Below are 25,210 nucleotides of genomic sequence, written 5' to 3' on the forward strand. Positions count from 1 at the left end.
ATTAGCTATTAACCAAATTATCTTATTTGTCACTTAACCAATTACATAGACAACTCAAGGAAAAGAATATAAAATTTCTTTTTACGGATTATTACGATACTATTGTACACAGGCATGTACACCCAAATTATGTACAAAGAATTTGGGCAAAGCTTATGATTAGAGAGCTTGGTCTCTCCATATCTATAGATGAACTTTATTTTATTCGTCAAGAATCCACAAGATATCTAATAAAAAAGCTAAAAAAAGAGGATGTAGAAATTCCTTATAAAACACTTCAGAACGAAATAAGCAAACGCTTAATTAATGAAGAAATAATAACATTAGATGAAAAGGATGATTTCATCAATCTTTTTGAAAGTGTAGATGTAAGGGCAGAATCAAGTGTTCAATATCTAAACGAAGCTGTTGTTAATACATTAAAATATTTTAAATCTAACGGAGGAAAAATATATTTAATTTCAGATTTCTATGGTTCCAAAACGCTTTTCGAAAAATTATTAAAACATCATGGTATTTTTGATTTATTTGACGGTATTTATAGCTCAGCAGAATTAGAAAAAAGTAAGCATAAAGGTACTATTTACCAACCTATAATGTCAGAATTATCAATCAACCCTAATGAGGCTATAATGATTGGTGATAATGAAAGCAGTGATTACATAAACGCTAAAAAGAATGGACTTAACGCCTATAATCTGCCTCATAAAAAATATCTAAAGAGAAATAAGCGTAATAATTTTGGTAATGATAAAAAGTCATTAAAAAAAGTCTTAAATAACATCTATAAAACTTGTCACAAAAAAAGTGCTATTCCCTATACCGAATACATTATTTTTTATCATGTTTTTATTGAAAGAATTTACGAGGTAGCCCATAAAAAGAATCTAAAAAATCTTTTCTTTTTGTCTAGAGAAGGGCAATACCTCAAAAAGCTTTTTGACTCTTATCAGGATTATGCGAAAATTGATGAGGGCAAAAAAATAAAAACTCACTATTTAAAAATTTCTAGACACGCTGCACTTCAGATGTCATTAAAAGAAATTGATGAAGAACCTTTCGTATTCCTTTCTAAAAAGTATAAAAATCTATCACTAGATGATTTCTTGGTTGCTGTAAATTGTCCGGAATCCCTCAGAAAACAAATCTTTATAGAGCTTAATATTGAAGGTGACAGTATTATAGAAGGTTTTTTTGATTCTCCCGTTTTCTCAGATGTTAAGAAAAATGAGTTGTTTAAGAATTATTATGACCAACACAGAGTCGAGAGCCATAATGCATTTAAAGCCTATATTCAATCTTTTAATGCAGATATAGAAAATGAAGGAATATCACTTGTGGACATCGGTTGGGGCGGAACAATGCAAGAGGCTATTTATGAGTTTTTTAATCATGAAATACCCGTAACTGGATATTATTTAGGGCTTGGAGAGATTTATGATATTCAACCTAAAACAAAACGTTATGGCCTTATCTCGTCTGTAATGCCATATACAGACTACTCTGATGCTATACTAATGGCCAACCAGCAACTCTACGAACAATTTTCTGCTGCAGACCATGGCAGCACATTAGACTATAGCTTAGATGCTGAAAACTTTACCTTAGAATTCCATCAGCCAGAGGAAAAATGGCTTTATGAAAATCACATAAGTAGTCATCAAGATGAGATGTTCTCTTTACATAAATCATTATTAGAGCGTTTAGAACACATCTGTTATGATCAAGATATGATGCAAGAAGTTATATCAAAACTTGCACTTAGAATTGGACTATTTCAAACCAACAGAAAATTAAAGTTTCTAGAAACTTTAAGTAAAGGCTTCTATCAAAATGTAGGACACAACAAAGTGGGCATTTCTTATAAACCGCCTAAAATAAAGAACCCTATAAGGGAGCTAGTAAGCTTCTTAATGACACCTGAAAAATACTTTAGGTACTTGGTTAAAATAAAGCCTGTTCTTTACAAGAAAAATAAGCTTTTGGCCATACTTATCCCGATGTTTTTAGTGTATCTATATTTTGGATTCAACAAGTATTTGAGGTTTAAGTTTTTGAATCGCTTTTTCCTCTTGAAATACAATATATTCAAATAAAAACTCTATTTGTCTAAAAAAACAGTAGATTTAGCTTAATTTTTTAAATTTTGGTAGGACTTTTAAGAACTTAATTGTCTTATTAAAGGTTACACTTAACAACATTTATGAAAAAAAATTACCTGCTAAATTTATTGGTTTGTTGTATTCTGTTTTCTTGTGGATCAGATGACAGTAGTATTACTCCTGTTAGTATAGAAACACAACCCGATTCTGTTTCCCTATCTCAAAATTCTCAAATTGAAATTTTCATTTTTGCTAACGATTCTAACATACCTGAAGATGGGCAATTGACAATTTCTACACCTCAAAGCGGAACAGTAACTATCAACAATACCTCATCTCCCTTAAATACTCAAAGTATTATATACACTACTAATCCTAATGTCGTAGGAACTGAAGAGCTTCAATACACTGTGTGTGATAACAATAATAATTGTGAAACAGAAAGTATTTCAATTACAATTACAACACTTTCTGAAGTGACTATGTTTACTGGAGAAACACCTTTCAATACCTTATCTGAGTATAACTTTTTTGAAGGTGACCTCAAAGATTTAAGTCCAACATTTGGTGTTTTACCATACGAAACTATTACTCCTCTTTTTACAGATTACGCTCACAAAAAACGTTTTATCTGGATGCCCAACGGAGTCAAAGCCAGCTATGTTGATGACTATTCTAATTTAAATTTCCCAGTAGGAACTGTTATAATTAAAAGCTTCTTCTACGAAAACACTGCACCTAGTAATTCTACTTATATTATTGAAACACGTCTTATGTACAGAAAAACCGATGGTTGGGATTTTGCACAATACGTGTGGAATGATGAGCAAACCGAGGCATATTATTCTGAAGATGGTGGTTTTATCAATATGACTTGGACCGAAGATGGAAACACATTAAATACGAATTACCGCATCCCTTCTAGAGCTGAATGTTTCACTTGTCATCATCAAGATACTGCTGAAAAACCTATAGGTGTTAAGCCTCAAAATCTTAATAAAGATTATGCTTTTTCTGACGGTATTTCTAATCAGCTATCTAAATTAATAGAAGTTGGCTACTTAGAAAACAACTTACCTGCAGATATAGATACTGTTGTAAACTGGGACGATGATAGTAATTCTTTAGAGTCTAGAGCCCGATCTTATTTAGATATTAATTGCGCACACTGCCATACAGATGGTGGGCATTGCGATTACAGACCAATGCGATTTGCTTACCAAGACACCTATGACCCTTATAACTTAGGTGTCTGTGTTGACCCTGACACTCCTTTAATACCAAATTCAAAAATTGTTATGCCTGGTGATTCAGATAATTCTATGCTCTACTATAGAATATCTACAACATCAGAATCAGCAAGAATGCCATTACTGGGTAGAACAATTAATCATGCAGAGGGCATAAACCTTATTAGAGCATGGATAAATTCTCTAACAGACCATTGTAACTAAAAAACTAACTAAAATGAAAAAAATTACGCTTCTACTCTTTTTTGCATTTTCCTTTTTTTGGGGCAAATCTCAAGTTTTAAATCAGCCTGCGAATTGGCCAAATGATAATTGGACCTTAACAGGTACATATGATATATCTTTTTTATATAGTGACCCAACTAATTTAAGTAATACTGCAGGAACTTTCTCTTTTGATGATGATGATGCTGGTAATAATTCCGATAATGATATTGCGGCTGAATCTCCTATAATAGATTTAACGGCAGCTTATAATGCTGGTGAATTTTCAATATTTTTAAATACTAGCTATGTATTCAGAATCTATCAAACTGAAACCATTGATATAGAATATTGGGACGCAGACACATCTCAATGGTTGTCTTGGGGAAACACCTATGATAACAGCACGCCTTCGTCCCCAACTTCAAATTACTGTAATGGGCCTTATGAAACTTTGGATATTGCAGATCTTAATATTACTTCATTTACACCTAATCAATTATCTAATTTTAAATATAGAATTTATTACAAAGACAATGGGTCTTTTGGTTATGGGTTTTGTTTTACCTCTCCAGTACTGTTTTCAGGAATACCACCAGCTTGTCCCAATATTAGTGACTTATCGGTTTCAAATATAAGTTTTGACTCTGCATATATTTATTGGACTCCAGGTTCTAATGAAACATCTTGGGAAGTAATTGTTCAAGATCAAGGATCTGGTATACCTACTTCAAATGGTGAAAACACATCTGATAATGATCCTTATATAATCTCTGGACTAAACTCTAGTACAGACTACGAAATCTATGTTAGAGCAAATTGTAATGGTGGCGACCATAGCAATTGGGTAGGTCCGGTTAATTTCTCAACTCCACATGTGCCTAGAATCAATTTTATACAACAACCTATCAGTGTAAGTGGAACTTATGACTTAACGGTTGTAGATATGGATGGTGACTTTCTCGATGACATTGTAGGAGTCTCAAGCACCAATATTAATATAAGAAAACAGAATCCTGATGGATCTTTTGCTAATATAAATATTACCACGCCATATGCAGATTACTTACCAGGTTGGAGTATGGCTGCAGCAGATTTTGATGCCAACGGTAAAACAGATTTATTATATGGTGCAGGAAGTGGTGTTACATTTATGAAAGCTAGTGATGACGGAAATAGTTTTACTAAACAATCCACCACTAGCTATGTGTTTTCACAACGTTCCAATTTTGTAGACATCAACAACGATGGTAATTTAGATGCTTTTGTTTGTCATGATGTAGAGCCAAATGTATATTTTATTAACGATGGCACAGGTAATTTTAATTTTTATCAATCAGATGATGCTGGCGCACCATATTCTTTAGGTAACTATCCTTCTGGTGGTGACTATGGCTCAATTTGGATAGATTATAATAATGATAGAAATATTGACTTGTTTATTGCAAAGTGTGGTGGTGAACCTGCAAGACGAACAAATATGATGCTTACAAATAATGGTGATTATACCTATACAGAAAATGCTACTGCATTAGGCTTAAATGATCCTATGCAAACTTGGTCTTCTGCTTGGGGTGATTTTGATAATGATGGTGACATGGATGTTTTTGTTGGTGCTAGTTCTGGTTCTCACAAGCTTATGAAAAACAACGGTTTGGGTGGCAGCTATACATTTACTGATGTTACTTCTGGTGCAGGCATTTCAGCACCTACTGGTTGGGAAAGCTCAACTTACGATATTGATAATGACGGCTATTTAGACATTATAAGTAATGGATCTATTATGTATGGCAATGGAGATATGACATTTGAAGATGCTGACGATTCTCAGATAAACTATAAAAATGGGTCTTTTGGAGATCTAAATAATGATGGCTTTATAGACCTTTACTACAACGGTACAATTTATTACAATCAAGGTAATAGTAATAATTGGGTGAAAATTAACACTATTGGAATGGCTCATCAAACAGCAAATTATAGTAATAGAAATGGTATCGGTGCTAGAGTAGAAATAACCACAAATGCAGGCACTCAAATCAGAGATGTTAGAAGTGGTGAAGGTTTTGAATTTATGAGTTCGTTAACCACTCATTTTGGATTAGGTACAGAAACAACTATTAACGAAATTAAAATTTATTGGCCTTCAGGTATTGTAGATGTTATTGCTAACCCTAGCATAAATACAACTCACAACATTCAAGAAGGTGAAACACTGAGTATTGAAGACGAAGAACTTCTTGATATGTCCATCTACCCAAACCCTGTAGAAGATGAATTACAAATTCAAACCTCAGGTAATGTTATTAATAAAATTGCTACAATTTTTGATATCAACGGAAAACGTGTTCTTAATCTAAAACTAGATTCAACTAGTATTGATGTCTCTAGCTTAACAAGTGGAGTTTACTTTTTAAGACTAGAATCTGATGGAAAAATCGCAAAGCGAAAGTTTATAAAAAAATAATAATCAATCTACTTTATGAAGAAGCCGCTCAATTTACTTTGAGCGGTTTTTTTATGCTATTTTTGCACCTATGCTAAACGTACAAAACCTTACATTTTCTTATAAAAAAACACCTGTTTTAAAAGATATTTCTTTTAAAATTAAGGCAGGTGAAAACCTTTCTATTATTGGCGAAAGTGGTTCAGGAAAAAGTACGCTCTTAAATCTTATTTATGGCGAATTTGATTTAAGCGAAGGACAAATTTTTTGGAAAGACACAGAAATTTTAGGTCCTAAATATAACTTAGTTGTCGGTTACGAATTTATGAAATATGTGCATCAAGAATTCGATTTAATGCCTTACATAACTGTTGCGGAAAACATATCAAAACACCTCTCTAGATTTCAACCCGAAGAAAGCAAAAACCGCACCAACGAACTTTTAAAAGTTCTAGAACTTGAAGCCTTTGCCAACGTAAAAGTTAAAACCTTATCTGGTGGACAAAAACAACGCGTTGCTTTGGCCAGAGCACTAGCCAAACAGCCTGAAATTATTTTATTGGATGAACCGTTTAGCCACATCGATAATTTTAAAAAACAAAGTTTACGCCGCAACGTTTTTAAATATTTAAAAGACAAAAACGTTGCTTGCATAGTAGCCACACACGATAAAGAAGATGTATTAGGATTTGCCGATACTATGATTGTTCTAGAAAATAAACACATTTTAGAGCAAGGGCAACCAGAGCAGTTATACAAAAACCCAAAAACACCATTAATTGCTTCCTTTTTTAGTGAATTTAATATAATTAACGAGCAGATTGTTTATGCGCATCAATTAAAAATTGTTGAAAATTCAGATTTAGAGGCAACTGTTATCACCAGTTATTTTAAAGGTAATCACTATTTGATCGAAGCTGATTTAAATGGCAAAAAGTTATTTTTTGAACATGAAAACTCAATAGAAAAAGATCTCAAAGTTTACTTATCAATTTCGGAATAGTTCTTAACCGATTGATGTAATTTTCTCAAAATTCGGTCTCTTAGTTTTTTAGGTTTTAAAACTTCAATACTATCCCCAAAACCTAAAATGAGACGCTCTAATTCAAAATTGTGCTGAACAAGAATGTTAAAAATAGTACCATCTTCCCTAGTTTCAATAATTCGCTGTGAGGTATGAAATGGTTTAGTAATCACATAAGGAGCATTCTTTTTATCTACCCAAAATTTGATACGCAGTGGTTTAGAGTTCGATACTGTAACACCAACAACATCTTTGTAATACGTATCACCATCAACTTGCAAATCTTGGTATTCTAAACGGTTATCAATATCTATAGTCACAATTCTATCCAAAGCTAACGTGATGAATTTCCCTTTGTTTGTCGCTAATAAAAACCAACGATTATTAAACTCCTTTAATAACTGAGGATGCACTTTCATTATACTTGAACTTCTCGCAGAAAAGGATTGATAAGCCACATCAATCACCTTTTTATTTTGGATAGCTTCGTAAATGACATCTATAAATTCTAAGCCTTTTAGCTGTTCATTTTTGTCTAAATGAATGATAGCTCTATTATTCTTTTGAGACGCATATACAGAATCTTCCAAACGCTGTAAAACACCGTCCATTTCTTTAAATAATGAGAAGTCTTTAAACTGTCGGAGCACTTGTATGGCTTCGTTCATCACCTTAACATCCTTGTCTGTTACAGGTATATTTACAATACTATAGTCTGGGTCTTCATATTTGTAATACTTTCTATCATAAACCACAATTGGCGCATTGTAACCTAGTTTATCGCTTCGCATCATTTGTATATCGAGCTGAACAGTACGTTTGCTGACATCTATATCTTTTCCTTCATATTCATAAAGCGCATCCGAACAAGCCTCTATCAAATCATTAAGTGTCCATTGTTTGTAGTTGTTCTGAAGACATTTGTCTATGGTTTTATATCGGATTAATGCATTTTTATTAATGGGCATGTTTTGAAATTTTCTTTGAATTTAGAATAAAATATTTTATACGCAAAACTATTGCGTAATAGATTATGAGCTTTGTTTCAAATATTAAATCAACCCTAAGAAATGAGTAGAAAATCAAACATTAAAAATATTTTGAACGGGATATTAAACTCATTCATAAGTCGCAATAATGATGTGAATGGTTATTGGGGAATTGGAAAGATATATACATTGATGATCAATAAAAAAGTTAACGAAGTTGAAATTGACTTAATAAACAAGAATATTTCCCCTAAAGAAGAGGAGTTTTATTACAGAATATCGTGTTATTCTCAAATATTATTTGACAAACTAAAAGGAAAAGATGTTGACGGTAATTTTTTTAAATCTGTGAAAATTATAGCGTCTTGCAATAATCTCAATGTAGACAAACGGTTACTTAATACTATCTATTTAAAAATTATAGCAATCGATGTTAATAACAAAGAATATGCTATACAAAATGTTGTTTCATGCAGAAAGTATGACCCTAAATCAGAATTAAAAAGTACAAGAACTTATGAAAACTAAAATACTAAACAAGCTCTCCGAAATAGAGCGAGACAAAAACATAGAAATCCTATTTGCAGTAGAATCTGGAAGTAGAGCTTGGGGTTTTGCCTCACCAGACTCTGATTACGATATACGCTTTGTTTACAAGCATAAAAAAGATTGGTATCTTAACCTTTGGGACCAAAAAGATTCCATACAATTTATGGCTGACAATGATTTATTAGATGGTTCGGGTTGGGATGTTAGAAAAGCACTCCGACTACTAGCTAAATCAAATGCTTCTTTTACAGGGTGGTTGTTTTCACCAATTGTGTATAAGGCAGATTATGATTTCTTGAATGACATGAGACAATTAGCAAATGAGAACTTTAATCCTGTTTCTGGGTTTTATCATTTTCATAGTATGAACAAAAATTTTGAAGAAACGCTAGGTTCAGAAAAAATGACTTTAAAGAGTTTCTTTTATGCGATACGTACAGCACTTTGTGCCAATTGGATCTATAAGAATGAAAGTATACCTCCAGTATTATTTAAGGAAATGTATACTTTAATAGATTCAACCTACCATTCAAAACTAGATGAATTAATAGATTTGAAGAGTAAACGTATCGAAAAAAGCAACGATCCTGTAGAATCAGAATTAATACATCTGGTTAAAGCTATTGTAAACGAAAATAATAGTGTGAAAAATCAATTGGCAAATAAAAAACCTAATCCATCTGATTTTAACCATTTGTTTTTAAAAACTTTAAAATCATGACTTTAGAAGAATTAAAAGCCTCTGAACATATTATTTTTGAGTGCATAAGTGGCAGTAGAGCTTATGGATTGGACACACCTACATCAGATACCGATATTAGAGGAGTGTTCATTCTTCCTAAAGAGCAATTCTACTCTTTAGACTATGTCGGTCAGGTAAACAATGAAACTAATGATATCGTTTATTACGAATTGCGAAAGTTCATTGAGTTATGTTCTAAAAACAACCCAAACATATTAGAGCTTCTCAATGTGCCAGAGCGTTGTGTGCTGTACAAGCACCCTATTTTTGATACCATAAAAACAGAATTGTTTTTATCAAAGCTATGTAAAAACACCTTTGCCAATTATGCATTTACACAAATAAAAAAGGCACGAGGTCTGAACAAAAAAATTGTGAACCCTGTTGAGAAAGAACGCAAATCTGTTGAAGACTTCTGTTTGGTGTTAGATGGCAAAAAATCAATTCCACTGAAACAGTTTTTAAATGAAAATGGTTTAAAAAGTCACTATTGTGGACTAGCCAAAATTTCAAAAATGAAGGATTGTTATAATCTATTTTATAATGAATCTTTAAGTTATAAAGGTGTAGCTAGACCTAACGCAAATGAGGTGTGCTTAAGCTCTATACCTAAAGAGGAGTTGCCCTTAGCTATGTTGTATTTTAATTTAGATGGTTATTCTACCTATTGCAAAAAGTACAAAGAGTATTGGTCTTGGGTAGACAAACGCAATGAAGAACGTTACAAAAACAACATCTCTCATGATAAAAATTATGATGCTAAAAACATGATGCATACATTTAGGTTATTACACATGGCAAAAGAAATTGGAGAGTCTGGAGAAATTAATGTTGAGCGTCTAGATAGAGACTATTTATTATCCATTAAAAACGCAGAATTTGAATATGATGAGTTGGTCGCAAAAGCGGAAATAATGCGAGAAGAGCTAGATATTATATTTGAGAATTCAACACTTCAAGAAAAACCAAATCTTAGAGTTATCAATGATTTATTATTAAGTGTCAGAAACAAATTTTACAATAGTAATTTTGAAGTTTGAGAATATTTTACCAATATTTGCACCAGTTCATTGAAACGTTTCTTTTGAAAATTTTTTGGGATATGTAGGAGCAATAGTGCGCTACATAACTTATAAGATTAAAATTATGAATTGGAAAATTCAGAAATTAAGTAATGGAGAATCCATTATTTCAAAAGAACCTGGTAATTCTATGTTGCCACTTTTAAAGTCTAAGCAACCTGTAAGACTAGTTCCTGCAAGTTGGGAAGATTGTGAAGTTGGTGATATCGTTTATTGTAAAGTTCGTGGAAACTGCTTTACGCACCTAGTTAAAGGGAAGAATGACAAACGAGGATTATTGATTGGTAACAATCATGGTAGAATTAACGGATGGACAAAACATGTTTATGGAAAAGTAGTAGAAATACTGCCAATGTCATAGACATTAATGATTAAAAAATTAAAAACACCTATATGAATCTATTTAAATCACATAATTCGGACGCAACATTGTGCCTTTTTTGGTATTTGTAGATTAGGTAAACAGTATAAAATCTAGTAAAAGCGTCCAAATAAATAATTTGGACGCTTTTTTTATCAAAATTTTTCAATGCCTAAAAATCGTGTGTTGATTAACTACATAACAGGCCTTCAAGGACTTAACTATCTGAAGTGATTCGGACAGGCTTTTTCTTGCCTAAAACCAAATTAACTATTTGATTATCAGTAAATTAATTTGAAATTTTATTTGGTTGTTTAGAAAATTCAACTTTATATTTGCATCGCAGTTTTGCAACAAAACAATTATTAAACGAAGTAAAATGTTTCACATTAAAACAGACAAAAGTATGACAGGAGAACTAGGTTCTTTAGCTTACACGCTTCGTGACATCTTTCCAGATAAATAGATATCTATGTTTTTATCATATAAAGAGTCCGAAGCCCAAACGTTTCGGACTTTTTTTATGCCTTCAATTCAGAGTTGTTCAGACTAAAAAATTTCCGAAGAAAACTAAAATTGAAATACAAAAAAAATGAGAACTAAACACATCCGAAACCTCTAAACAGATTTCGGTAAACATAAAACTGTGGGTATTGAAATCGGCTAAAATAATTCATAATCAAAATTATAAAAGCTGTGAAACCACCACATATAAAAGAAAAAAGACAAAAAGAAGTCAGGCATCTTATTAACAGAACATGGGAAATTTACTTGTTAATAAGGGAACTTGGTTACATAGAATTAGAAAAACCTATTCGTCATGGATGGTACAAAGAAATTGTAATAACAAGAAAAGTAGAGCGGTATAAAAATAAGGCTGCAATATTAGAAATCTATGATAAAATTGAAAAGTATTATTGGGGAAGAACTAAAAAAGAAGCCGAAAAGAAATGGCATAATCAAACCTCAAGGCATTTTATCTATAAAGGATTTCCAACGCTAAGCAAAAAGCAGTTTAACAAGTTGAGTTATAAGGCTCAAAGTTTATGCACCTCATATCAATACAGAAATGAGTGTAAAAAACTACGCGTAAGGTTTTATATAAGAATCCCGAAAGGAGCATACAAAATAAGATATGCAAGAGCCTATATAACACATAGAAAACGCATAGATCCAAACTTAATAAGTGAGCTAAATTATATCGAAAAGCAATTGCTGCGTCCTGGCTATTATAATATCAATGAAGCTTTTTATCCCTATAAGGATAATTGGAATTTAAGAGATGATAAGCAAGAAAAATTAAAAACAAAGCAACTTCTAAATCAGCTTAAAAACTATGATTTAGAAGACCTGATAAAAGATAATATATCATGGGAAAGAAACTAAGCGGAAAAGATCTAATCAAATTAGGATTTCCAAAAAATAACAGTATTAATGTGACTTTAGGTCAGATTAATCGCTATCAAAAACGAATAAAAAAAGAGAAAATATTAACTGAAGCAAAAAAAGTATTACTAAATCCTGAAGCTTATAAAGGTGATGGTGTTTGGGGAAAAATAGCAGAAAGTCTATTAGACCCAGTAAATGTGACAAAACAAAAACTAAACACACATCGCGCACCTTTTCAGATTTATGGCGAAAATGAAATTGACGACCAAGCCAAGTATCAATTATTTGATGCTTTAAAACTGCCAATTTCTGTAGCTGGTGCTTTAATGCCAGATGCACATGTCGGCTATGGATTACCAATAGGTGGTGTGTTAGCTACAAAAAATGCGGTAATTCCTTATGGAGTCGGTGTAGATATTGGTTGCAGAATGTGTTTAACAATTTATCCTGTTAAGGCTTCTTACTTAAAAGGTAAAAAGCATCAATTGGAAAACATCTTGTCAGAGCATACCAAATTCGGCATGTACGAAACGCATAAAGTAAAACATGACGATCCAATCTTTGAACGTGACGAGTTTAACACCATACCGTTAGTAAAGCGATTAAAAGATAAAGCTTACAAGCAATTAGGCACGTCTGGTGGCGGAAATCACTTTGTAGAATTTGGAGTCATTAGCATCTTAGATGTCAATAATGAATGGGATTTACCAATAGGTGATTATTTAGGAGTTTTATCACACAGTGGCTCACGTGGATTGGGAGCAAACATTGCCAAACACTATACATATTTAGCAACAAAGCAATGTCCTTTACCAAAACACGTACAACATTTAGCTTGGCTAGATTTAAACACTCATGATGGTCAAGAATATTGGTTAGCTATGAATTTAGCTGGTGATTATGCCAAAGCCTGTCATGACGATATACATAAACGCATAGCTAAACTCTTAGGAGAAAAACCAATAGCAAAAATTGATAATCACCACAATTTTGCTTGGAAGCAAGAGGTAAACGGTGAAGAATGTATTGTACACAGAAAAGGAGCAACACCAGCAAAAAAAGGAGAGTTGGGTATTATTCCTGGTTCTATGACAGCACCTGGATTTGTAGTAAGAGGATTAGGTAATACAGAAAGTTTACAGTCGGCATCTCACGGAGCTGGACGCGTATTGTCTAGACGCCAATGTAAAACAACATTAACGCAAAGCGCCATTAAAAAGGAACTACAAATGCATGATGTTTCACTAATTGGTGGTGGTATTGACGAAGCGCCAATGGCATACAAAAACATTGAAACCGTAATGAAAAACCAACAAGAATTAGTTGAAATCATTGGAAAGTTCACACCAAAAATTGTGAGAATGGACAAATGATAACAAGATCGAAATTAAAAGAAACAAAAATTTAAATGCCTTCCCTTTGGGAAGGTTAGGATGGGCAAATGGAAACTAAAACCATACAAATCACCTCAGGTCGTGGCCCAGCAGAATGCTGCTGGGTTGTGGCTCAGGTACTGAAAATATTTATAAGAACTTTAAAAGAAGGGCAACTAGCATATACCATTCTTCAAAAAGAACAAGGTGTAGAAAACCGCACGTTACAATCGGTAACGGTTCAAATAGAAGGCAAAGCCCTAGAGCAATTTTTAAAACCTTGGATAGGTACAATTCAGTGGATTGGTATATCATCTTTTAGACCTCAACATAAACGAAAAAACTGGTTTGTTGGTCTTTATGAGATTGAAGAAAATCAAGAATTTCAACTCGATGAAAAAGATATTGTATATCAAGCCACTAGAAGTTCTGGTCCAGGTGGGCAGCACGTTAACAAAGTAAGCTCTGCAATACGAGCCATTCATCAACCAAGCAACATTCAAGTTCTTGTGATGGACAGAAGATCGCAGCATCAAAATAAAAAAATTGCAAAACAGCGCTTACAAGATAAAGTTGCCGAAATGCAGTTACAAACTTTAAAAGATACTGTAAAACATCAATGGGAAAACCATCTACAACTAGAACGTGGTAATCCTGTAAAAGTATTTACAGGCTCAGACTTTAAGGTTCAAAAAAAAGAATAAAACGTATAAATCAAAACGACATCAGCTAAAGACTGATTTACGCAAACAATTAGAATAATGACACTAGCAAATAACTATATATTTAAGGCATTAGACGCTTATCCTTACGAATTGGAAGAAGCCATAGAAGCATTAAACTATGCTTTGTCTTATGATGAAAAAAACACTGTGGCCTTGTGTTTAATGGGACGTATATATGCAGAAACTTTAAAAGATTATGATAAAGCTAAAGCATTTTATGACGAAGCATTAGCCGAAAACGTAAACGCTTTTCACATTTATCCTCATTACATAAATGTATTATTATGGAACGAAGATTATGAAGAAGCTGAGCGTTTCATAGAATTTGGACTAACCGTTAAAGGTTCGGATAAAGCGGTATTGCATTATAAAAAAGCAATTCTTTTTGAACAGCAAACAAAATACAAAGACGCTTTAAAAAGTTTAAAATTAGCTAAACGCTTTACCTACAACGGTAGTTTTATGTATGACTTAAACGAAACAAAGTCGCGAATAAAGGATAAAATGCCGAAAAAAACTTCCAAAAAGAAGAAGAAAGACAAACAAAAAAAGAAAAACAAATAACATAAAAGAAACTGTTATGAGACGACAAGAATTATTAAAACGATTCCTAACAGGAACAGATAAAACAGGTCGATTCATTGTAAGCAGTAAAATTACGGGAATCACCTATTTTATTGAACCTATAGATAATGGCAAACCACATAAACTTTGGGGAGATGTAGATCCGGCAACCAAAAAATTAACTGGAGATTACGGAAACAAATCTATAGGAGCCGTTAAAGAGAAAGACTCTTTAATTACAAAAGAAAACGGGTTCATTAACATTTCAACCTTTAAAGGAAGTCCTTTAGGCGAAATAGACAGAAGAGACAAAATGTATGAATCTCATCAATAACCATAACAACCTGTAAGTTTGAAAATATTGTATAGTTATACTGAGCATAGTCGAAGTGTTCTTTCAACATCCAAACTTGCGGGTTTAAATTAACGAGGTTTCTGCCATAGCAGAAATAGAAAACATGAATAACACAGAAAACATATTTTTTACATCAGACCATCATTTTGGTCACACCAATATTATAAAGTTCACCAACCGACCGTTTGAAACGGTTGAGGAAATGGACCAAGAACTTATAAAACGTTGGAATAGCAGAATCAATAAACATGATAAAGTTTATCACTTAGGCGATTTTGGACTATGTAAAGCAGAACGAATGCGAGAAATCCTAGATCAACTGAACGGTAAAATTTTCCTTATTCGAGGGAATCATGAAGGAGCTGCTTTAGCAAATCCAAACCGTTTTGAATGGATTAAAGACTATTTTGAACTCAATATCAACGACGAAGGTGCACCAAACGGAAAACAAAAGATTATGCTATTGCATTATGCAATGCGTGTTTGGCGCTCTAGTTTTAGAGGTACTTGGCATCTTTACGGTCATTCTCATGGTAGTTTACCAGACGATCCTAACAGCAACAGCTTTGATGTTGGTGTAGATTGTCACGATTTCTACCCAATTACTTATCAAGAAGTCAAGGACATTATGAGTAAAAAAACTTGGGAACCGCCATTTAAATAATTTTAACTAAGCAAAAAGAGTGCGTTTTAAAGGATTTATTTTGCTAAATAAATAATGATATATTTGCAACACATTAAACAAGAAATGATTACAAAACAAATACATAAACAACCGATGTCTCGCTTTAATGAATGTGGAGATTATAGATGGGCAGTAATTTTACTGAGTACCCTAAAAGGATGTTTTGTGTCTATTTTTAAGTGTTGAATATGATTTAAATACTATTAAAACCATAATATGAAGCGTCCAACCCAAAAAGTTGGACGTTTTTTTTGAGTAAAACTCATTTTTGAAGCGCTTTTTAAGTGAATTCGAGAGTGTAAGCTGAGCTCATCCCCATAAAATTGGGATCTGAACATAATTTTTTTGAAAAATATTTTGAAACAGTAAAAAAGTAAAATAAAGGTAAAAAACAGTGAAGCAATTGAGAGACAGTCTTTTGTAAACATGTTAAGAATCTGCAGAAATGCAGACAGGAATCCTATTGCTTAAAAACAACATAAAGTATTGATTATCAATAAATTAAATTGATTTTTTTCTTGCGTAATTCAAAAATGCATTTCATATTTGCACCGTCAAAACAATTAAAAAACAAATGACAAATTATTTACAACATAGTATTCAAATAAGTCTCTGGTCGCGTTCACCGAAATGTATGGTCGAGATAGAGAATGATGAAAGATTTAAAATATATACTAGGAAGGTTATGGATACATAAGTTAATGCATTCATATTAATATAAAGAAAGCGCCTTCCGTAAAACGAGGCGCTTTTTTTATGCTGTTCATTGAAATACAATATAGTGACGCGTAGCTTAACTGGCTAAAGCACTCGACTTTTAATCGAGGAGATGTGAGTTCGACTCTCACCGCGTCAACATCACGGAAGGACAAGTCAATTGGCGGTGGCCGCTGTCTTGAAAACAGTTAGGATATAATGACTCGTGTGGGTTCAACTCCCACTCCTTCCGCAGAACTAAGAGGATAACGATGGTTGGTTTACTCGCTTTGGAAGCGAGAGGTTGCAGGTTCGAATCCTGTCTCTTAGACAATTTGGAGAGTAGACAAATATTGGTTTGTTGTGCTTACCTGCTAAGTAAGTCTGCTTAAAAGCAGTAAGAGTTCGATTCTCTTACTCTCCGCAACATATATCTATAGTGTAATGGATAGCACTAAAGATTTCTAATCTTTCAGTCTGGGTTCGAATCCTAGTAGATATACAAAATGGTTCATTGGGGTAATGGCTATCCTTCCCGACTGTCTCTCGGGAGATACGAGTTCGATTCTCGTATGAACCGCAAAAAGCTCTATTAGCATAGTGGTTTAGTGCATCCGACTTTCTATCGGAAGACAAGGGTTCGATTCCCTTATAGAGTACAAATTGAGGTATAGCTTAACAGGTAGAGCACCGCTCTCATAAGGCGGATTGTTTAGGTTCGAGTCCTAATATCTCAACACATACCCGTATGATGAAACTGGTAAACAGATCAGACTTAAAATCTGAGGTGCAGATACGCACTTGTAGGTTCGAATCCTACTACGGGTACAATTTGCAGAGATGATGTAACAGGAAAACATACCTGACTTAGAATCAGGTTTCTGTGGGTTCGAATCCCACTCTCTGTACAACTAGGTTTATAGTGTAATGGATAGCATGCAAGGTTTCGACCCTTGTGGTATAGGTTCGAATCCTATTAAACCTACAATTATAACTTGTGGTGTAACGGCAGCATGGAAGACTTTGAATCTTTCGGTACAGGTTCGAATCCTGTTGAGTTAACAACATTCTGACATAGCTTAATTGGTAAAGTGCAAATCTGATACGTTTGTGGATAAAGAGCCTGTGCTGAGCATAGTCGAAGCATTCAACTCCTTTTGTCAGAACTAAATATGGTGGTTTTAGTTTAACAGGTAAAATGTCTCACTGTGAATGAGAAGAATAGGGTTCGAGTCCCGAAATCACCCAAAAATGGAACAATAGCAAAGCAGGTCTATGCGTCTGGTTGAAGCCCAGAAGATACTGGTTCGAGTCCAGTTTGTTCCACAAAATAAATGTTTAACTAAAAAATGAGAACTGATGAAAATTGTACAACAAAAATGGAGAAACTTTAGCGGTAAAGTTTTCGATATGCCAATTACAAACATTATCGAAAACGCCATTATAAAAGAGCAAGAAGCTGGACATCGCTTAAAGATTTGTGTTGGGTCAGATTCTCAAGCCTATAAATCTCATGTGGAGTATGCTACGGTAATTGTGGTACTTAGAGAAGGTAAGGGTGGTTTTATGTTTATGAGAAATTATAAAGGGACAAAGAAAATCAGTATTAAAGAGCGTATGCTTAGAGAGGTTACCATGTCCGTAGAAGTGGCATACGCCATCTGCGATATACTAGACAAGTACAATGTAGAACTAGAGGTACATGCAGATATTAATACAGATCCAAAGTTTGAATCTAATGTAGCACTTAAAGATGCCATGGGCTATATCCTAGGAATGGGATTTGTCTTTAAAGCAAAACCTTATGCATTTGCAAGTTCATCTTGTGCAGATAAGGTGGTATAAATACTTCACTCTAGAATAGGTTCCTATTCTTTTAAGGGATTCTGCTGGGTTCTACGTAGCCTAGAACCTGGTAGAATTATTAGATGAAGTTATATGTCTAATAATTAAAAAAGAAAATTACGATGTTTAAAAAATATAATTCAATAGAAAACGCATACCGTAAAGAATTTATAGAGCGTGTTGCTCTAGCTACAATAAAAAGCAATGATTTTGTGGTACAAGAAAAAGTGCATGGTGCTAACTTTAGTTTAATAACTAATGGCGTAGATCTAAAATCTGCCAAACGCACAAGTCTATTAGAAGATACAGATCATTTCAATAACCATGCTTTAATAAAAGAGCTTTACTATGAAAAAATACTAAAGCTTTACAAAGCTGTAAAAACGAAATACCCAAATACTGAAAGCATAACAGTTTTTGGTGAAATTTTTGGCGGAAGTTATCCAGATATAGAGCAAGCCAGAGAAGCTATTAGAGTACAAAAAGGTATATTTTATGCACCTTACAACGAGTTTTATGCTTTTGATATTATGGTCAATCAAGCATTTTACCTCAATGTTACAGAAGCAAATGAGCTTTTAGAGACATATAGATTTTTCTATGCTAAGACACTTTTTAGAGGCACATTAAAAGAAGCTTTAGCTTATCCTAATGCGTTTGAAAGTAAAATTTCTGAATGGTTAAAACTACCCGAAATAAAAAACAATACTTGCGAAGGTATTGTTATTAAACCTGTAGTACCTCATTTTTTACCAAACGGAAGCCGTGTTATTATAAAAAATAAAAATGCGAAATGGAGTGAAAAGAGTAAAGCTAATTCAAAGCCTCTTGTAAAACTTGAGTTATCTAATGAGGTTAAAAATTTATTATCTGAATTAGAACGCTATATCAACCCAAACCGTTTAGCAAATGTAATGAGTAAAGAAAGTAACTTAGATAGCAATCAAATTGGTAAGCTTATAGGTTTACTTTCAAAAGATGCTCTTGAAGATTTCTTAAAAGAGTTTAAAACACCGTTTGACACTCTAGAGAAGTCAGAGCAAAAACAAATAACTAAACAGTTAAATCAATTTGCAGCACAACTTGTTAGACAAGAATTACTGCAAATAAATTAAAATTTATAAAATAATTTTTACTACGCAAAAAGAATGCGCAATATCATAAAATATTTGCAGGGTAAATAAAAAAAGTCTTTGGAATCAGACTTTAAAGTAGTGCTCTGCCAGACATAACGCTGGCAGAGCTTAATAAACAAAAACGTTCATTGACATTAAAAATATTACTTTCTTAAAAACTGCTTTGTCAATCTGAAACGAGTTCAGAATGACAACTTTTTTAAGAGGTAACGGGCGGCTTATCGTCCTTAGATAAACTTGGTAACAAGGATAAATCTGTTTGCTGACACAGTAAATGGAGACTGCTTTTACGCGAAAGCAGTACACGTAAGCAAGCAACTCATATAAGTTATTTTTTACAAGGGGCAACCGCTGAGGTAAATAAGAACTTATAGCCGACAGTAATTAGGCTTGAGGTGGAGACATCAATAGGAAAAGTTGTAGTAATGGGTTACGTTTAGGTTATCCAGCCTAGCGGAGCGTATTGCAGTATTAAAGTTACCCGATTGGAAACAGTTCGGTGACTTAACATACCGTGTGCTGGGAGGCATGCAAGGAGAAGGTTGGTATTTTATAGGCTAAAATCTATGAAGCCATTTTCGAAGCCCTTCTTCTAGGTCAAAAGATATAGTCTAATTAAGGACGCTGTACATCCAATACAGAGGTTGGAATTTTTTTTCCATATCACTTAAAGCAAAAGACTTCGAACATTACAGCAGCTAGTAGTTGCCTAAACCCATTGCAATATATGGGACAGTGAAGGTCGCAAGCCTTTATTGTGTAGTGAACATTCTAATAGGCCGCCTTGTAAAGAGGACGTCTATGAATGGTGAGGGAGCCAACCCTTGTAACTGCAAAGCGTGGCAAAAAGCCACTATGCAGGCCAAGTCTAAGTTGCTGAACAGCTGTAATGTATTAGGCATCGGATAAGTACACAATTCTCTAAGCAATGAGAAGCGTGTGGAAAACTAGAGAAGGGCTACGGCTATAATACTAGGAAAGCTTATCTAAAAGCGAAGGTATTCTCAGAACGCTTTTTAAAATATTAAAACGGAAGTATTGAGCAAATGGTTGGCTCGCCAGACTGTAAATCTGGTTTCTTAAATGAACGTGTAGGTTCGAGTCCTACTACTTCCACATCAAGCAAGTCTTGTTGAGTGTTTCGGTATAGCACCATTGTACAAATCCTTGCTGTGTAGTATGAGGTTTTTGTATGCAACTTGGCTTGAAGGTTTTTAGATTATTTGACCAAATAAATAATCCCATCTATGTACACAGGTTCGAATCCTGTCTTCTCTAACGGGAAGTAGCTTAGCGGTTAAGCAATAGATTCAAATTGTAGGTTCGAATCCTACCAAGATCTAACGGTCTTGTGGCGGAATTGGTAAACGCGCTGTATTTAGGTTACAGATTTGAACATGGACTTTAATCCATCTTTTTGATCAAGAAGGTCACTTGTAAAAATCGACCACCAGTGTTGCCATCACATAAAAAATGGCTATAAAAAACAAAGTAAAAGTGGACTGGCTCAAGCAAAAAATTGCTAAAGCAGTCTAGACAACACCTTGAAATACTAATGTATTTAAAGTCACTTTGGGTAATCTTTTAAAGATTCATTTTTAGACAAAACTGTTGAAAAATTTTCAGTAAAGACCGTTTAAAAATCATCTACTAAACATTATCTAAAAAGCTATAAAATCATAGTATTTCCGTAGTTAGAAAGATGGTTAACTTTTATTTTGTTTTAACTAAGAATAGATCATTTTCAGCTTATGCTTGAAAACCCTATTATAAATGTATAACCGTTCTGATTTAAAAATAAAACCATCAGAACACAATAATTAGAAATCATGAAAAGAGTAAGAATTCATGCAGGTAACGTAGGTTTAGTATTTAAAAACGGTGATTACACACGTGTAATTACACAAGGTAACCATTGGCTAGGTTTTAACGAAAGCGTTATAACATACAGCTTAACAACTGCTTTTAATGCGCCTAAAGTATTGGAAATCTTACTAGAAGACCAAGCTTTAGCCAACATGTTACACGTAGTAAACGTAGAAGATAACCAAATGGTTTTAGTCTACACAAACAACAACTTTAAACAAGTGTTAACGGCTGGTCAATACACATTTTGGAATACGTTAGTTGACTATAAATTTGTTACTGTAGATTTAAGTAAAATCGAAATCACAGAAAACATTAGCAAGTCTTTATATACCAATATGCAATTAAGACAATACATACGCTCTTTTGAAGTCGCAGCTTACGAAAAAGCCATTATGATTGTAGACGATAAGTTTGATAAAATCTTAGATCACGGTACATACCACTTCTGGAGAAACAACCAAACTATAAAAATTGCAAAAGCAGATTTACGCCAGTTACAATTAGAAGTTGCCGGTCAAGAATTGCTAACTAAAGACAAAGCAGCGGTGCGTATTAACTTTTATGCACAATACAAAGTAATCGATATCGAAACCGCATTAATGAGTAATAAAGATTACGAAAAGCAATTATACACAAGCTTGCAATTAGCCTTAAGGGCTTATGTTGGTGCTTATACCTTAGACGAATTGTTAGAGCAAAAAGACCAAATAGCAAAAGCAGTTTTAGAAGACGTAAAAGCGCAAGCCAGCAAGTTAGGCGTAAACGTATTACATGCCGGTATGCGAGATGTAATTTTACCAGGCGATATGAAAGACATCATGAACCAAGTATTAATTGCACAAAAAAAAGCACAAGCCAACGTTATTACAAGACGCGAAGAAACCGCATCAACACGTAGCTTGTTAAATACCGCAAAATTAATGGAAGACAACAGTATGTTGTTTAAATTAAAAGAAATGGAATACGTAGAAAAAATAGCCGATAAAATTGGTGAAATCACCGTAGCCGGAAATGGTAACGTCATCGAACAATTAAAGGATATTTTTTCGGTAAACAAGTGATTTTAAAATTCTCACAGGTATAAAAACCTGTGAGAATTAAAATAATTTCACTACGCAAAAACATTACGCAATACACTATAATATTTGTAATGTCATTCAGAGCGAAAGCGAAGAATCTCATAAAACAGAAAGATAAAAGTAAAAAAACATTACCACTTACGTGGGAAATAAAACAATGGAAACAAACACAAAAATAACAGGAAAAGACTTAATCAATTTAGGTTACAGACAAGGCAAATGGATGAAAGACGCATTGGTTTACATTAACAAAAACCAATTACAAGGCGATGCTTTACAAAGTTATTTAGAGCAATTTAAGTTGCCAGATCCATTACCACTACATAGTAAACCTTTAGACTTTTCAATTAACATAAAAGCAGAAAACGAGTTAGAAGAAGATAACGTTTCTAAAGTTATTAACTCGATGCAAACCTTAATGAAAACACCAACACTAATCAATGGTGCTATCATGCCAGATGCTTGCCCAACGGGACCAGACGGAACCATTCCTGTTGGTGGTGTTGCAGTAGCAAAAAACGCTATTCATCCTGGTATGCATAGTGCAGATATTTGTTGTTCGGTGATGTTAACAGACTTTGGAAAAGCAGATCCTAAAGCCATTTTAGATGCAGCTCATGCCAATACACATTTTGGTCCTGGCGGACGCGATAGAAATACGCAATTTAGATTTCCGAAGGAATTATTAGAAGCATTTGAAAACAATAGTTTACTTAACGATAAACAAATGATCCAAGCTGCAAGAGCGCATTTAGGAACTCAAGGCGATGGTAATCATTTCTTGTTTGTTGGTACATCTAAAAAAACAGGAAACACTATGTTGGTAACGCATCACGGATCTCGTGGTCCAGGAGCTAGATTGTATACAAAAGGGATGAAAATTGCCGAACGTTTTAGAAAAATCTTATCACCAGAAACTTTAAAACAAAACGCATGGATTCCTTTTGAAACAGAAGAAGGAAAAGACTATTGGCAAGCGTTGCAAACCATAAGACAATGGACAAAAACCAATCATGAGGTTATTCATAATTCGGTTGCAGAAACTTTAGAAATTGACATTGAAAACCGTTACTGGAACGAGCATAACTTTGTATTTAAAGATGGTGATTTATTTTATCATGCAAAAGGTGCAACACCTTTGGATGCTAAGTTTATGCCCGATATTACAGGTCCACGATTAATCCCTTTAAATATGTCTGAACCTGTATTGATTGTTGAAGGTGCTACGACCAAAACCAATTTAGGTTTTGCGCCACATGGTGCTGGTAGAAACGTAAGCCGTACACAGCATAGAAAGAGCAAAACGGGAAGCATTATGCAAATTTTTAAGGAAGAAATTCGCGGATTAGATGTTCGGTTTTTCTCAGGCGACATTGATATTACCGAGTTGCCAAGCGCTTATAAAAGCGCTCAAACCGTTAGAAACCAAATGGATGAATACGGTTTAGGTAATGTTATTGACGAGGTACTACCTTACGGTTGTATTATGGCTGGCGATTGGCAAAAAAATGCACCTTGGCGTGTAAAAAGAGAGAAAAGAAAAAGAAATAAATCTTAGAAAGGAAGAAAGTGGACTGACTTATGTTGGTCTGCTTTTTTTATTTATAAAATCTTTGTGATTTTAAAGGACATATTTCTAAACACAACCTCATCACCAACCGATTTTCCGAGAAGTAATTGACCAATTGGTGTATTTGCAGAAATGGCATAAAAGGTTTCATTTTCAACTTTAAGTTCACCAACACTAATGCTTATAAAGTAATTAGATTGTGAAGTAAAAACAACACTGCCTAAACCAATGTTTTTAGAGGTTGATTCGGTATTAATTTTAGACAGAATTTGTTTTGTTTTTTCAATTTCGGCTAATTGATGTCCTGCTTTTTCACGCTCTAATTGTAACATGGCGCGTCCTGTTTCGTGCTTATCACCTGCACTACTCTTTGTTTCGCTTTGCAGACTTTGTTTTATATCTTCAATAACAGCCAAAACATTTTGTAAACGCGTGTCTAAACTTTGGTTACAAAGCTGTAATAATTGGGTTTTAATGCTTTGGTTTTTCATTGTCTTTCTTCGGAAATTTTAACGGTCCATAAAAACCCATTTGTTTGATTATCCATTGTTTTCTGTTAGAAATATAAGGCGTTGCTGGATGTGCTTTGTAGTGTCTAGGGTTAGGTAGTATCGCCGCAATTGCTGTGGCTTGATTGATATTTAATCTTTTTGCCGAAGTACCAAACCAATGCTTTGCTGCTGCTTCAGCACCGTAAACGCCATTACCCATTTCGATACTGTTAAGATACACTTCTAAAATTCGCTCTTTAGACCACAGTTTTTCGATTAAAAAGGTAAAATAAGTTTCTAAACCTTTGCGTAACCAACTTCTGTTTGGCCATAAAAACACATTTTTTGCAGTTTGTTGACTTATGGTACTTGCCCCTTTAATGCGTTTTGATTTTTTATTGTTTTCGTAAGCTTTTTCAATCGCTTCAATATCAAACCCATTATGGATTAAAAACTTTTGATCTTCACTGCAAATCACAGCTTTTTGAAGGTTAATAGAAATATCTTCAATATTAACCCATTCATGTTTAAATGTTGAATTTTTCTCGGTATTTTCAAAAGAACGAATAGCCATTAATGGCGTGTAATATACTGGCACATATCGATAAATCGCAACCCATAAGACTGTTAAAATCACAAACCAAACACAGCATTTTAGTAAAAACCGAAAGACTCTTTTCATTA

The 25,210-nt window shown here is 33.7% G+C and carries 21 protein-coding genes and 13 tRNA genes; 31 read left to right on the forward strand and 3 right to left on the reverse strand.

Annotated elements, in window-relative coordinates:
* Window positions 1–26: 26 nt before the first annotated feature.
* From AC2H4K_RS07150 to AC2H4K_RS07165, 4 genes are all read left to right on the forward strand, one after another.
* Window positions 27–2,096, forward strand: coding sequence for an HAD family hydrolase (locus AC2H4K_RS07150; protein ID WP_281140823.1), 2,070 nt, complete (start codon window positions 27–29; stop codon window positions 2,094–2,096).
* A 107-nt stretch (window positions 2,097–2,203) separates the two neighbouring features.
* The gene (locus AC2H4K_RS07155) at window positions 2,204–3,556 is read left to right on the forward strand and encodes an Ig-like domain-containing protein (RefSeq protein WP_281140822.1); all 1,353 of its coding nucleotides are present in this window, start codon (window positions 2,204–2,206) and stop codon (window positions 3,554–3,556) included.
* A 13-nt stretch (window positions 3,557–3,569) separates the two neighbouring features.
* Complete coding sequence (locus tag AC2H4K_RS07160; protein ID WP_281140821.1) at window positions 3,570–6,023, forward strand: FG-GAP-like repeat-containing protein; 2,454 nt, start codon at window positions 3,570–3,572, stop codon at window positions 6,021–6,023.
* A gap of 70 nt (window positions 6,024–6,093) precedes the next feature.
* On the forward strand, window positions 6,094–7,005 hold the full coding sequence (locus tag AC2H4K_RS07165) for an ABC transporter ATP-binding protein (RefSeq protein WP_281140820.1): 912 nt from the start codon (window positions 6,094–6,096) through the stop codon (window positions 7,003–7,005).
* Here the strand turns inward: AC2H4K_RS07165 and AC2H4K_RS07170 are convergent.
* Window positions 6,984–7,994 (reverse strand): helix-turn-helix transcriptional regulator, encoded by a 1,011-nt coding sequence (locus AC2H4K_RS07170; RefSeq protein WP_281140819.1) that lies wholly within the window; start codon window positions 7,992–7,994, stop codon window positions 6,984–6,986. The two genes, AC2H4K_RS07165 and AC2H4K_RS07170, sit on opposite strands and share 22 nt — an antisense overlap.
* A gap of 102 nt (window positions 7,995–8,096) precedes the next feature.
* Here AC2H4K_RS07170 and AC2H4K_RS07175 point away from each other — a divergent pair, with 102 nt between their 5' ends.
* The 27 genes from AC2H4K_RS07175 to AC2H4K_RS07305 all read left to right on the forward strand — a co-directional run bounded on the left by AC2H4K_RS07175 (window position 8,097) and on the right by AC2H4K_RS07305 (window position 24,023).
* A complete protein-coding gene (locus AC2H4K_RS07175; RefSeq protein WP_281140818.1) occupies window positions 8,097–8,543 on the forward strand; it encodes a hypothetical protein in 447 nt (148 codons plus the stop codon).
* Window positions 8,533–9,285, forward strand: a complete 753-nt coding sequence (locus tag AC2H4K_RS07180; RefSeq protein ID WP_281140817.1) for a nucleotidyltransferase domain-containing protein — start codon at window positions 8,533–8,535, stop codon at window positions 9,283–9,285. Before AC2H4K_RS07175 ends, AC2H4K_RS07180 begins: the two co-directional genes overlap by 11 nt.
* The gene (locus AC2H4K_RS07185; RefSeq protein ID WP_281140816.1) at window positions 9,282–10,346 is read left to right on the forward strand and encodes a nucleotidyltransferase domain-containing protein; all 1,065 of its coding nucleotides are present in this window, start codon (window positions 9,282–9,284) and stop codon (window positions 10,344–10,346) included. The genes AC2H4K_RS07180 and AC2H4K_RS07185 overlap by 4 nt, the downstream gene beginning before the upstream one ends.
* Window positions 10,347–10,452: 106 nt before the next feature.
* On the forward strand, window positions 10,453–10,749 hold the full coding sequence (locus tag AC2H4K_RS07190) for a S26 family signal peptidase (protein ID WP_281140815.1): 297 nt from the start codon (window positions 10,453–10,455) through the stop codon (window positions 10,747–10,749).
* Window positions 10,750–11,445: 696 nt separating this feature from the next.
* Entirely contained in the window at window positions 11,446–12,135 is a 690-nt protein-coding gene (locus tag AC2H4K_RS07195) for a hypothetical protein (protein WP_281140814.1), read from the forward strand.
* A complete protein-coding gene (locus tag AC2H4K_RS07200) occupies window positions 12,120–13,511 on the forward strand; it encodes an RtcB family protein (protein WP_281140813.1) in 1,392 nt (463 codons plus the stop codon). Before AC2H4K_RS07195 ends, AC2H4K_RS07200 begins: the two co-directional genes overlap by 16 nt.
* A 68-nt stretch (window positions 13,512–13,579) precedes the next feature.
* Complete coding sequence (prfH, locus tag AC2H4K_RS07205) at window positions 13,580–14,215, forward strand: peptide chain release factor H (protein WP_281140812.1); 636 nt, start codon at window positions 13,580–13,582, stop codon at window positions 14,213–14,215.
* 57 nt (window positions 14,216–14,272) lie between these two features.
* Window positions 14,273–14,800 carry a tetratricopeptide repeat protein gene (locus tag AC2H4K_RS07210; RefSeq protein WP_281140811.1) on the forward strand — a complete coding sequence of 176 codons (528 nt, stop codon included), beginning with the start codon at window positions 14,273–14,275 and terminating at the stop codon, window positions 14,798–14,800.
* Window positions 14,801–14,816: 16 nt separating this feature from the next.
* A complete protein-coding gene (locus tag AC2H4K_RS07215) occupies window positions 14,817–15,134 on the forward strand; it encodes a hypothetical protein (protein WP_281140810.1) in 318 nt (105 codons plus the stop codon).
* Window positions 15,135–15,258: 124 nt separating this feature from the next.
* Window positions 15,259–15,819 (forward strand): metallophosphoesterase family protein, encoded by a 561-nt coding sequence (locus tag AC2H4K_RS07220; RefSeq protein WP_281140809.1) that lies wholly within the window; start codon window positions 15,259–15,261, stop codon window positions 15,817–15,819.
* 803 nt (window positions 15,820–16,622) lie between these two features.
* Window positions 16,623–16,696 (forward strand) — tRNA-Lys (locus AC2H4K_RS07225).
* A gap of 6 nt (window positions 16,697–16,702) precedes the next feature.
* A tRNA-Ser gene (locus AC2H4K_RS07230) sits at window positions 16,703–16,789 on the forward strand.
* Between the two features lie 5 nt (window positions 16,790–16,794).
* Window positions 16,795–16,867: transfer RNA gene (locus AC2H4K_RS07235), tRNA-Pro, on the forward strand.
* A 177-nt stretch (window positions 16,868–17,044) separates the two neighbouring features.
* Window positions 17,045–17,116, forward strand: a tRNA-Asp gene (locus AC2H4K_RS07240).
* A gap of 6 nt (window positions 17,117–17,122) precedes the next feature.
* A tRNA-Glu gene (locus AC2H4K_RS07245) sits at window positions 17,123–17,195 on the forward strand.
* Between the two features lie 5 nt (window positions 17,196–17,200).
* Window positions 17,201–17,273, forward strand: a tRNA-Met gene (locus tag AC2H4K_RS07250).
* Window positions 17,274–17,278: 5 nt separating this feature from the next.
* Window positions 17,279–17,364: transfer RNA gene (locus tag AC2H4K_RS07255), tRNA-Leu, on the forward strand.
* A 6-nt stretch (window positions 17,365–17,370) separates the two neighbouring features.
* Window positions 17,371–17,444, forward strand: a tRNA-Leu gene (locus tag AC2H4K_RS07260).
* Window positions 17,445–17,449: 5 nt separating this feature from the next.
* A tRNA-Arg gene (locus AC2H4K_RS07265) sits at window positions 17,450–17,521 on the forward strand.
* A gap of 6 nt (window positions 17,522–17,527) precedes the next feature.
* Window positions 17,528–17,598, forward strand: a tRNA-Gln gene (locus AC2H4K_RS07270).
* 112 nt (window positions 17,599–17,710) lie between these two features.
* Window positions 17,711–17,783, forward strand: a tRNA-His gene (locus AC2H4K_RS07275).
* 6 nt (window positions 17,784–17,789) lie between these two features.
* Window positions 17,790–17,862: transfer RNA gene (locus AC2H4K_RS07280), tRNA-Phe, on the forward strand.
* 33 nt (window positions 17,863–17,895) lie between these two features.
* Window positions 17,896–18,381: a ribonuclease H-like YkuK family protein gene (locus AC2H4K_RS07285; RefSeq protein ID WP_243473254.1), complete on the forward strand. Its 486-nt coding sequence runs from the start codon at window positions 17,896–17,898 to the stop codon at window positions 18,379–18,381.
* A 122-nt stretch (window positions 18,382–18,503) separates the two neighbouring features.
* Window positions 18,504–19,496: an RNA ligase family protein gene (locus AC2H4K_RS07290; RefSeq protein ID WP_281140808.1), complete on the forward strand. Its 993-nt coding sequence runs from the start codon at window positions 18,504–18,506 to the stop codon at window positions 19,494–19,496.
* 1,052 nt (window positions 19,497–20,548) lie between these two features.
* Window positions 20,549–20,633 (forward strand) — tRNA-Tyr (locus tag AC2H4K_RS07295).
* 713 nt (window positions 20,634–21,346) lie between these two features.
* On the forward strand, window positions 21,347–22,447 hold the full coding sequence (locus AC2H4K_RS07300; RefSeq protein ID WP_281140807.1) for a slipin family protein: 1,101 nt from the start codon (window positions 21,347–21,349) through the stop codon (window positions 22,445–22,447).
* 175 nt (window positions 22,448–22,622) lie between these two features.
* On the forward strand, window positions 22,623–24,023 hold the full coding sequence (locus tag AC2H4K_RS07305) for an RtcB family protein (protein WP_281140806.1): 1,401 nt from the start codon (window positions 22,623–22,625) through the stop codon (window positions 24,021–24,023).
* A 44-nt stretch (window positions 24,024–24,067) separates the two neighbouring features.
* On the opposite strand, the gene AC2H4K_RS07310 is transcribed toward AC2H4K_RS07305, so the two are convergent.
* Together AC2H4K_RS07310 and mtgA are read right to left on the reverse strand one after the other, a co-directional pair.
* A complete protein-coding gene (locus tag AC2H4K_RS07310; RefSeq protein WP_281140805.1) occupies window positions 24,068–24,526 on the reverse strand; it encodes a GreA/GreB family elongation factor in 459 nt (152 codons plus the stop codon).
* The gene (gene mtgA, locus AC2H4K_RS07315; protein WP_281140804.1) at window positions 24,507–25,208 is read right to left on the reverse strand and encodes a monofunctional biosynthetic peptidoglycan transglycosylase; all 702 of its coding nucleotides are present in this window, start codon (window positions 25,206–25,208) and stop codon (window positions 24,507–24,509) included. The genes AC2H4K_RS07310 and mtgA overlap by 20 nt, the downstream gene beginning before the upstream one ends.
* Window positions 25,209–25,210: the final 2 nt, after the last annotated feature.

This window comes from Winogradskyella sp. 266wxhm (genome assembly GCF_058964685.1).

Excerpts from the sequence above, each read along its gene's own strand:
- AC2H4K_RS07155 (WP_281140822.1), top strand. The coding sequence starts at position 2,204 with ATGAAAAAAAATTACCTGCTAAATTTATTGGTTTGTTGTATTCTGTTT.
- AC2H4K_RS07160 (WP_281140821.1), top strand. The coding sequence starts at position 3,570 with ATGAAAAAAATTACGCTTCTACTCTTTTTTGCATTTTCCTTTTTTTGG.
- AC2H4K_RS07165 (WP_281140820.1), top strand. The coding sequence starts at position 6,094 with ATGCTAAACGTACAAAACCTTACATTTTCTTATAAAAAAACACCTGTT.
- AC2H4K_RS07170 (WP_281140819.1), bottom strand. The coding sequence starts at position 7,994 with ATGCCCATTAATAAAAATGCATTAATCCGATATAAAACCATAGACAAA.
- AC2H4K_RS07175 (WP_281140818.1), top strand. The coding sequence starts at position 8,097 with ATGAGTAGAAAATCAAACATTAAAAATATTTTGAACGGGATATTAAAC.
- AC2H4K_RS07180 (WP_281140817.1), top strand. The coding sequence starts at position 8,533 with ATGAAAACTAAAATACTAAACAAGCTCTCCGAAATAGAGCGAGACAAA.
- AC2H4K_RS07185 (WP_281140816.1), top strand. The coding sequence starts at position 9,282 with ATGACTTTAGAAGAATTAAAAGCCTCTGAACATATTATTTTTGAGTGC.
- AC2H4K_RS07190 (WP_281140815.1), top strand. The coding sequence starts at position 10,453 with ATGAATTGGAAAATTCAGAAATTAAGTAATGGAGAATCCATTATTTCA.
- AC2H4K_RS07200 (WP_281140813.1), top strand. The coding sequence starts at position 12,120 with ATGGGAAAGAAACTAAGCGGAAAAGATCTAATCAAATTAGGATTTCCA.
- prfH (WP_281140812.1), top strand. The coding sequence starts at position 13,580 with ATGGAAACTAAAACCATACAAATCACCTCAGGTCGTGGCCCAGCAGAA.
- AC2H4K_RS07210 (WP_281140811.1), top strand. The coding sequence starts at position 14,273 with ATGACACTAGCAAATAACTATATATTTAAGGCATTAGACGCTTATCCT.
- AC2H4K_RS07215 (WP_281140810.1), top strand. The coding sequence starts at position 14,817 with ATGAGACGACAAGAATTATTAAAACGATTCCTAACAGGAACAGATAAA.
- AC2H4K_RS07220 (WP_281140809.1), top strand. The coding sequence starts at position 15,259 with ATGAATAACACAGAAAACATATTTTTTACATCAGACCATCATTTTGGT.
- AC2H4K_RS07285 (WP_243473254.1), top strand. The coding sequence starts at position 17,896 with ATGAAAATTGTACAACAAAAATGGAGAAACTTTAGCGGTAAAGTTTTC.
- AC2H4K_RS07290 (WP_281140808.1), top strand. The coding sequence starts at position 18,504 with ATGTTTAAAAAATATAATTCAATAGAAAACGCATACCGTAAAGAATTT.
- AC2H4K_RS07300 (WP_281140807.1), top strand. The coding sequence starts at position 21,347 with ATGAAAAGAGTAAGAATTCATGCAGGTAACGTAGGTTTAGTATTTAAA.
- AC2H4K_RS07305 (WP_281140806.1), top strand. The coding sequence starts at position 22,623 with ATGGAAACAAACACAAAAATAACAGGAAAAGACTTAATCAATTTAGGT.
- AC2H4K_RS07310 (WP_281140805.1), bottom strand. The coding sequence starts at position 24,526 with ATGAAAAACCAAAGCATTAAAACCCAATTATTACAGCTTTGTAACCAA.
- mtgA (WP_281140804.1), bottom strand. The coding sequence starts at position 25,208 with ATGAAAAGAGTCTTTCGGTTTTTACTAAAATGCTGTGTTTGGTTTGTG.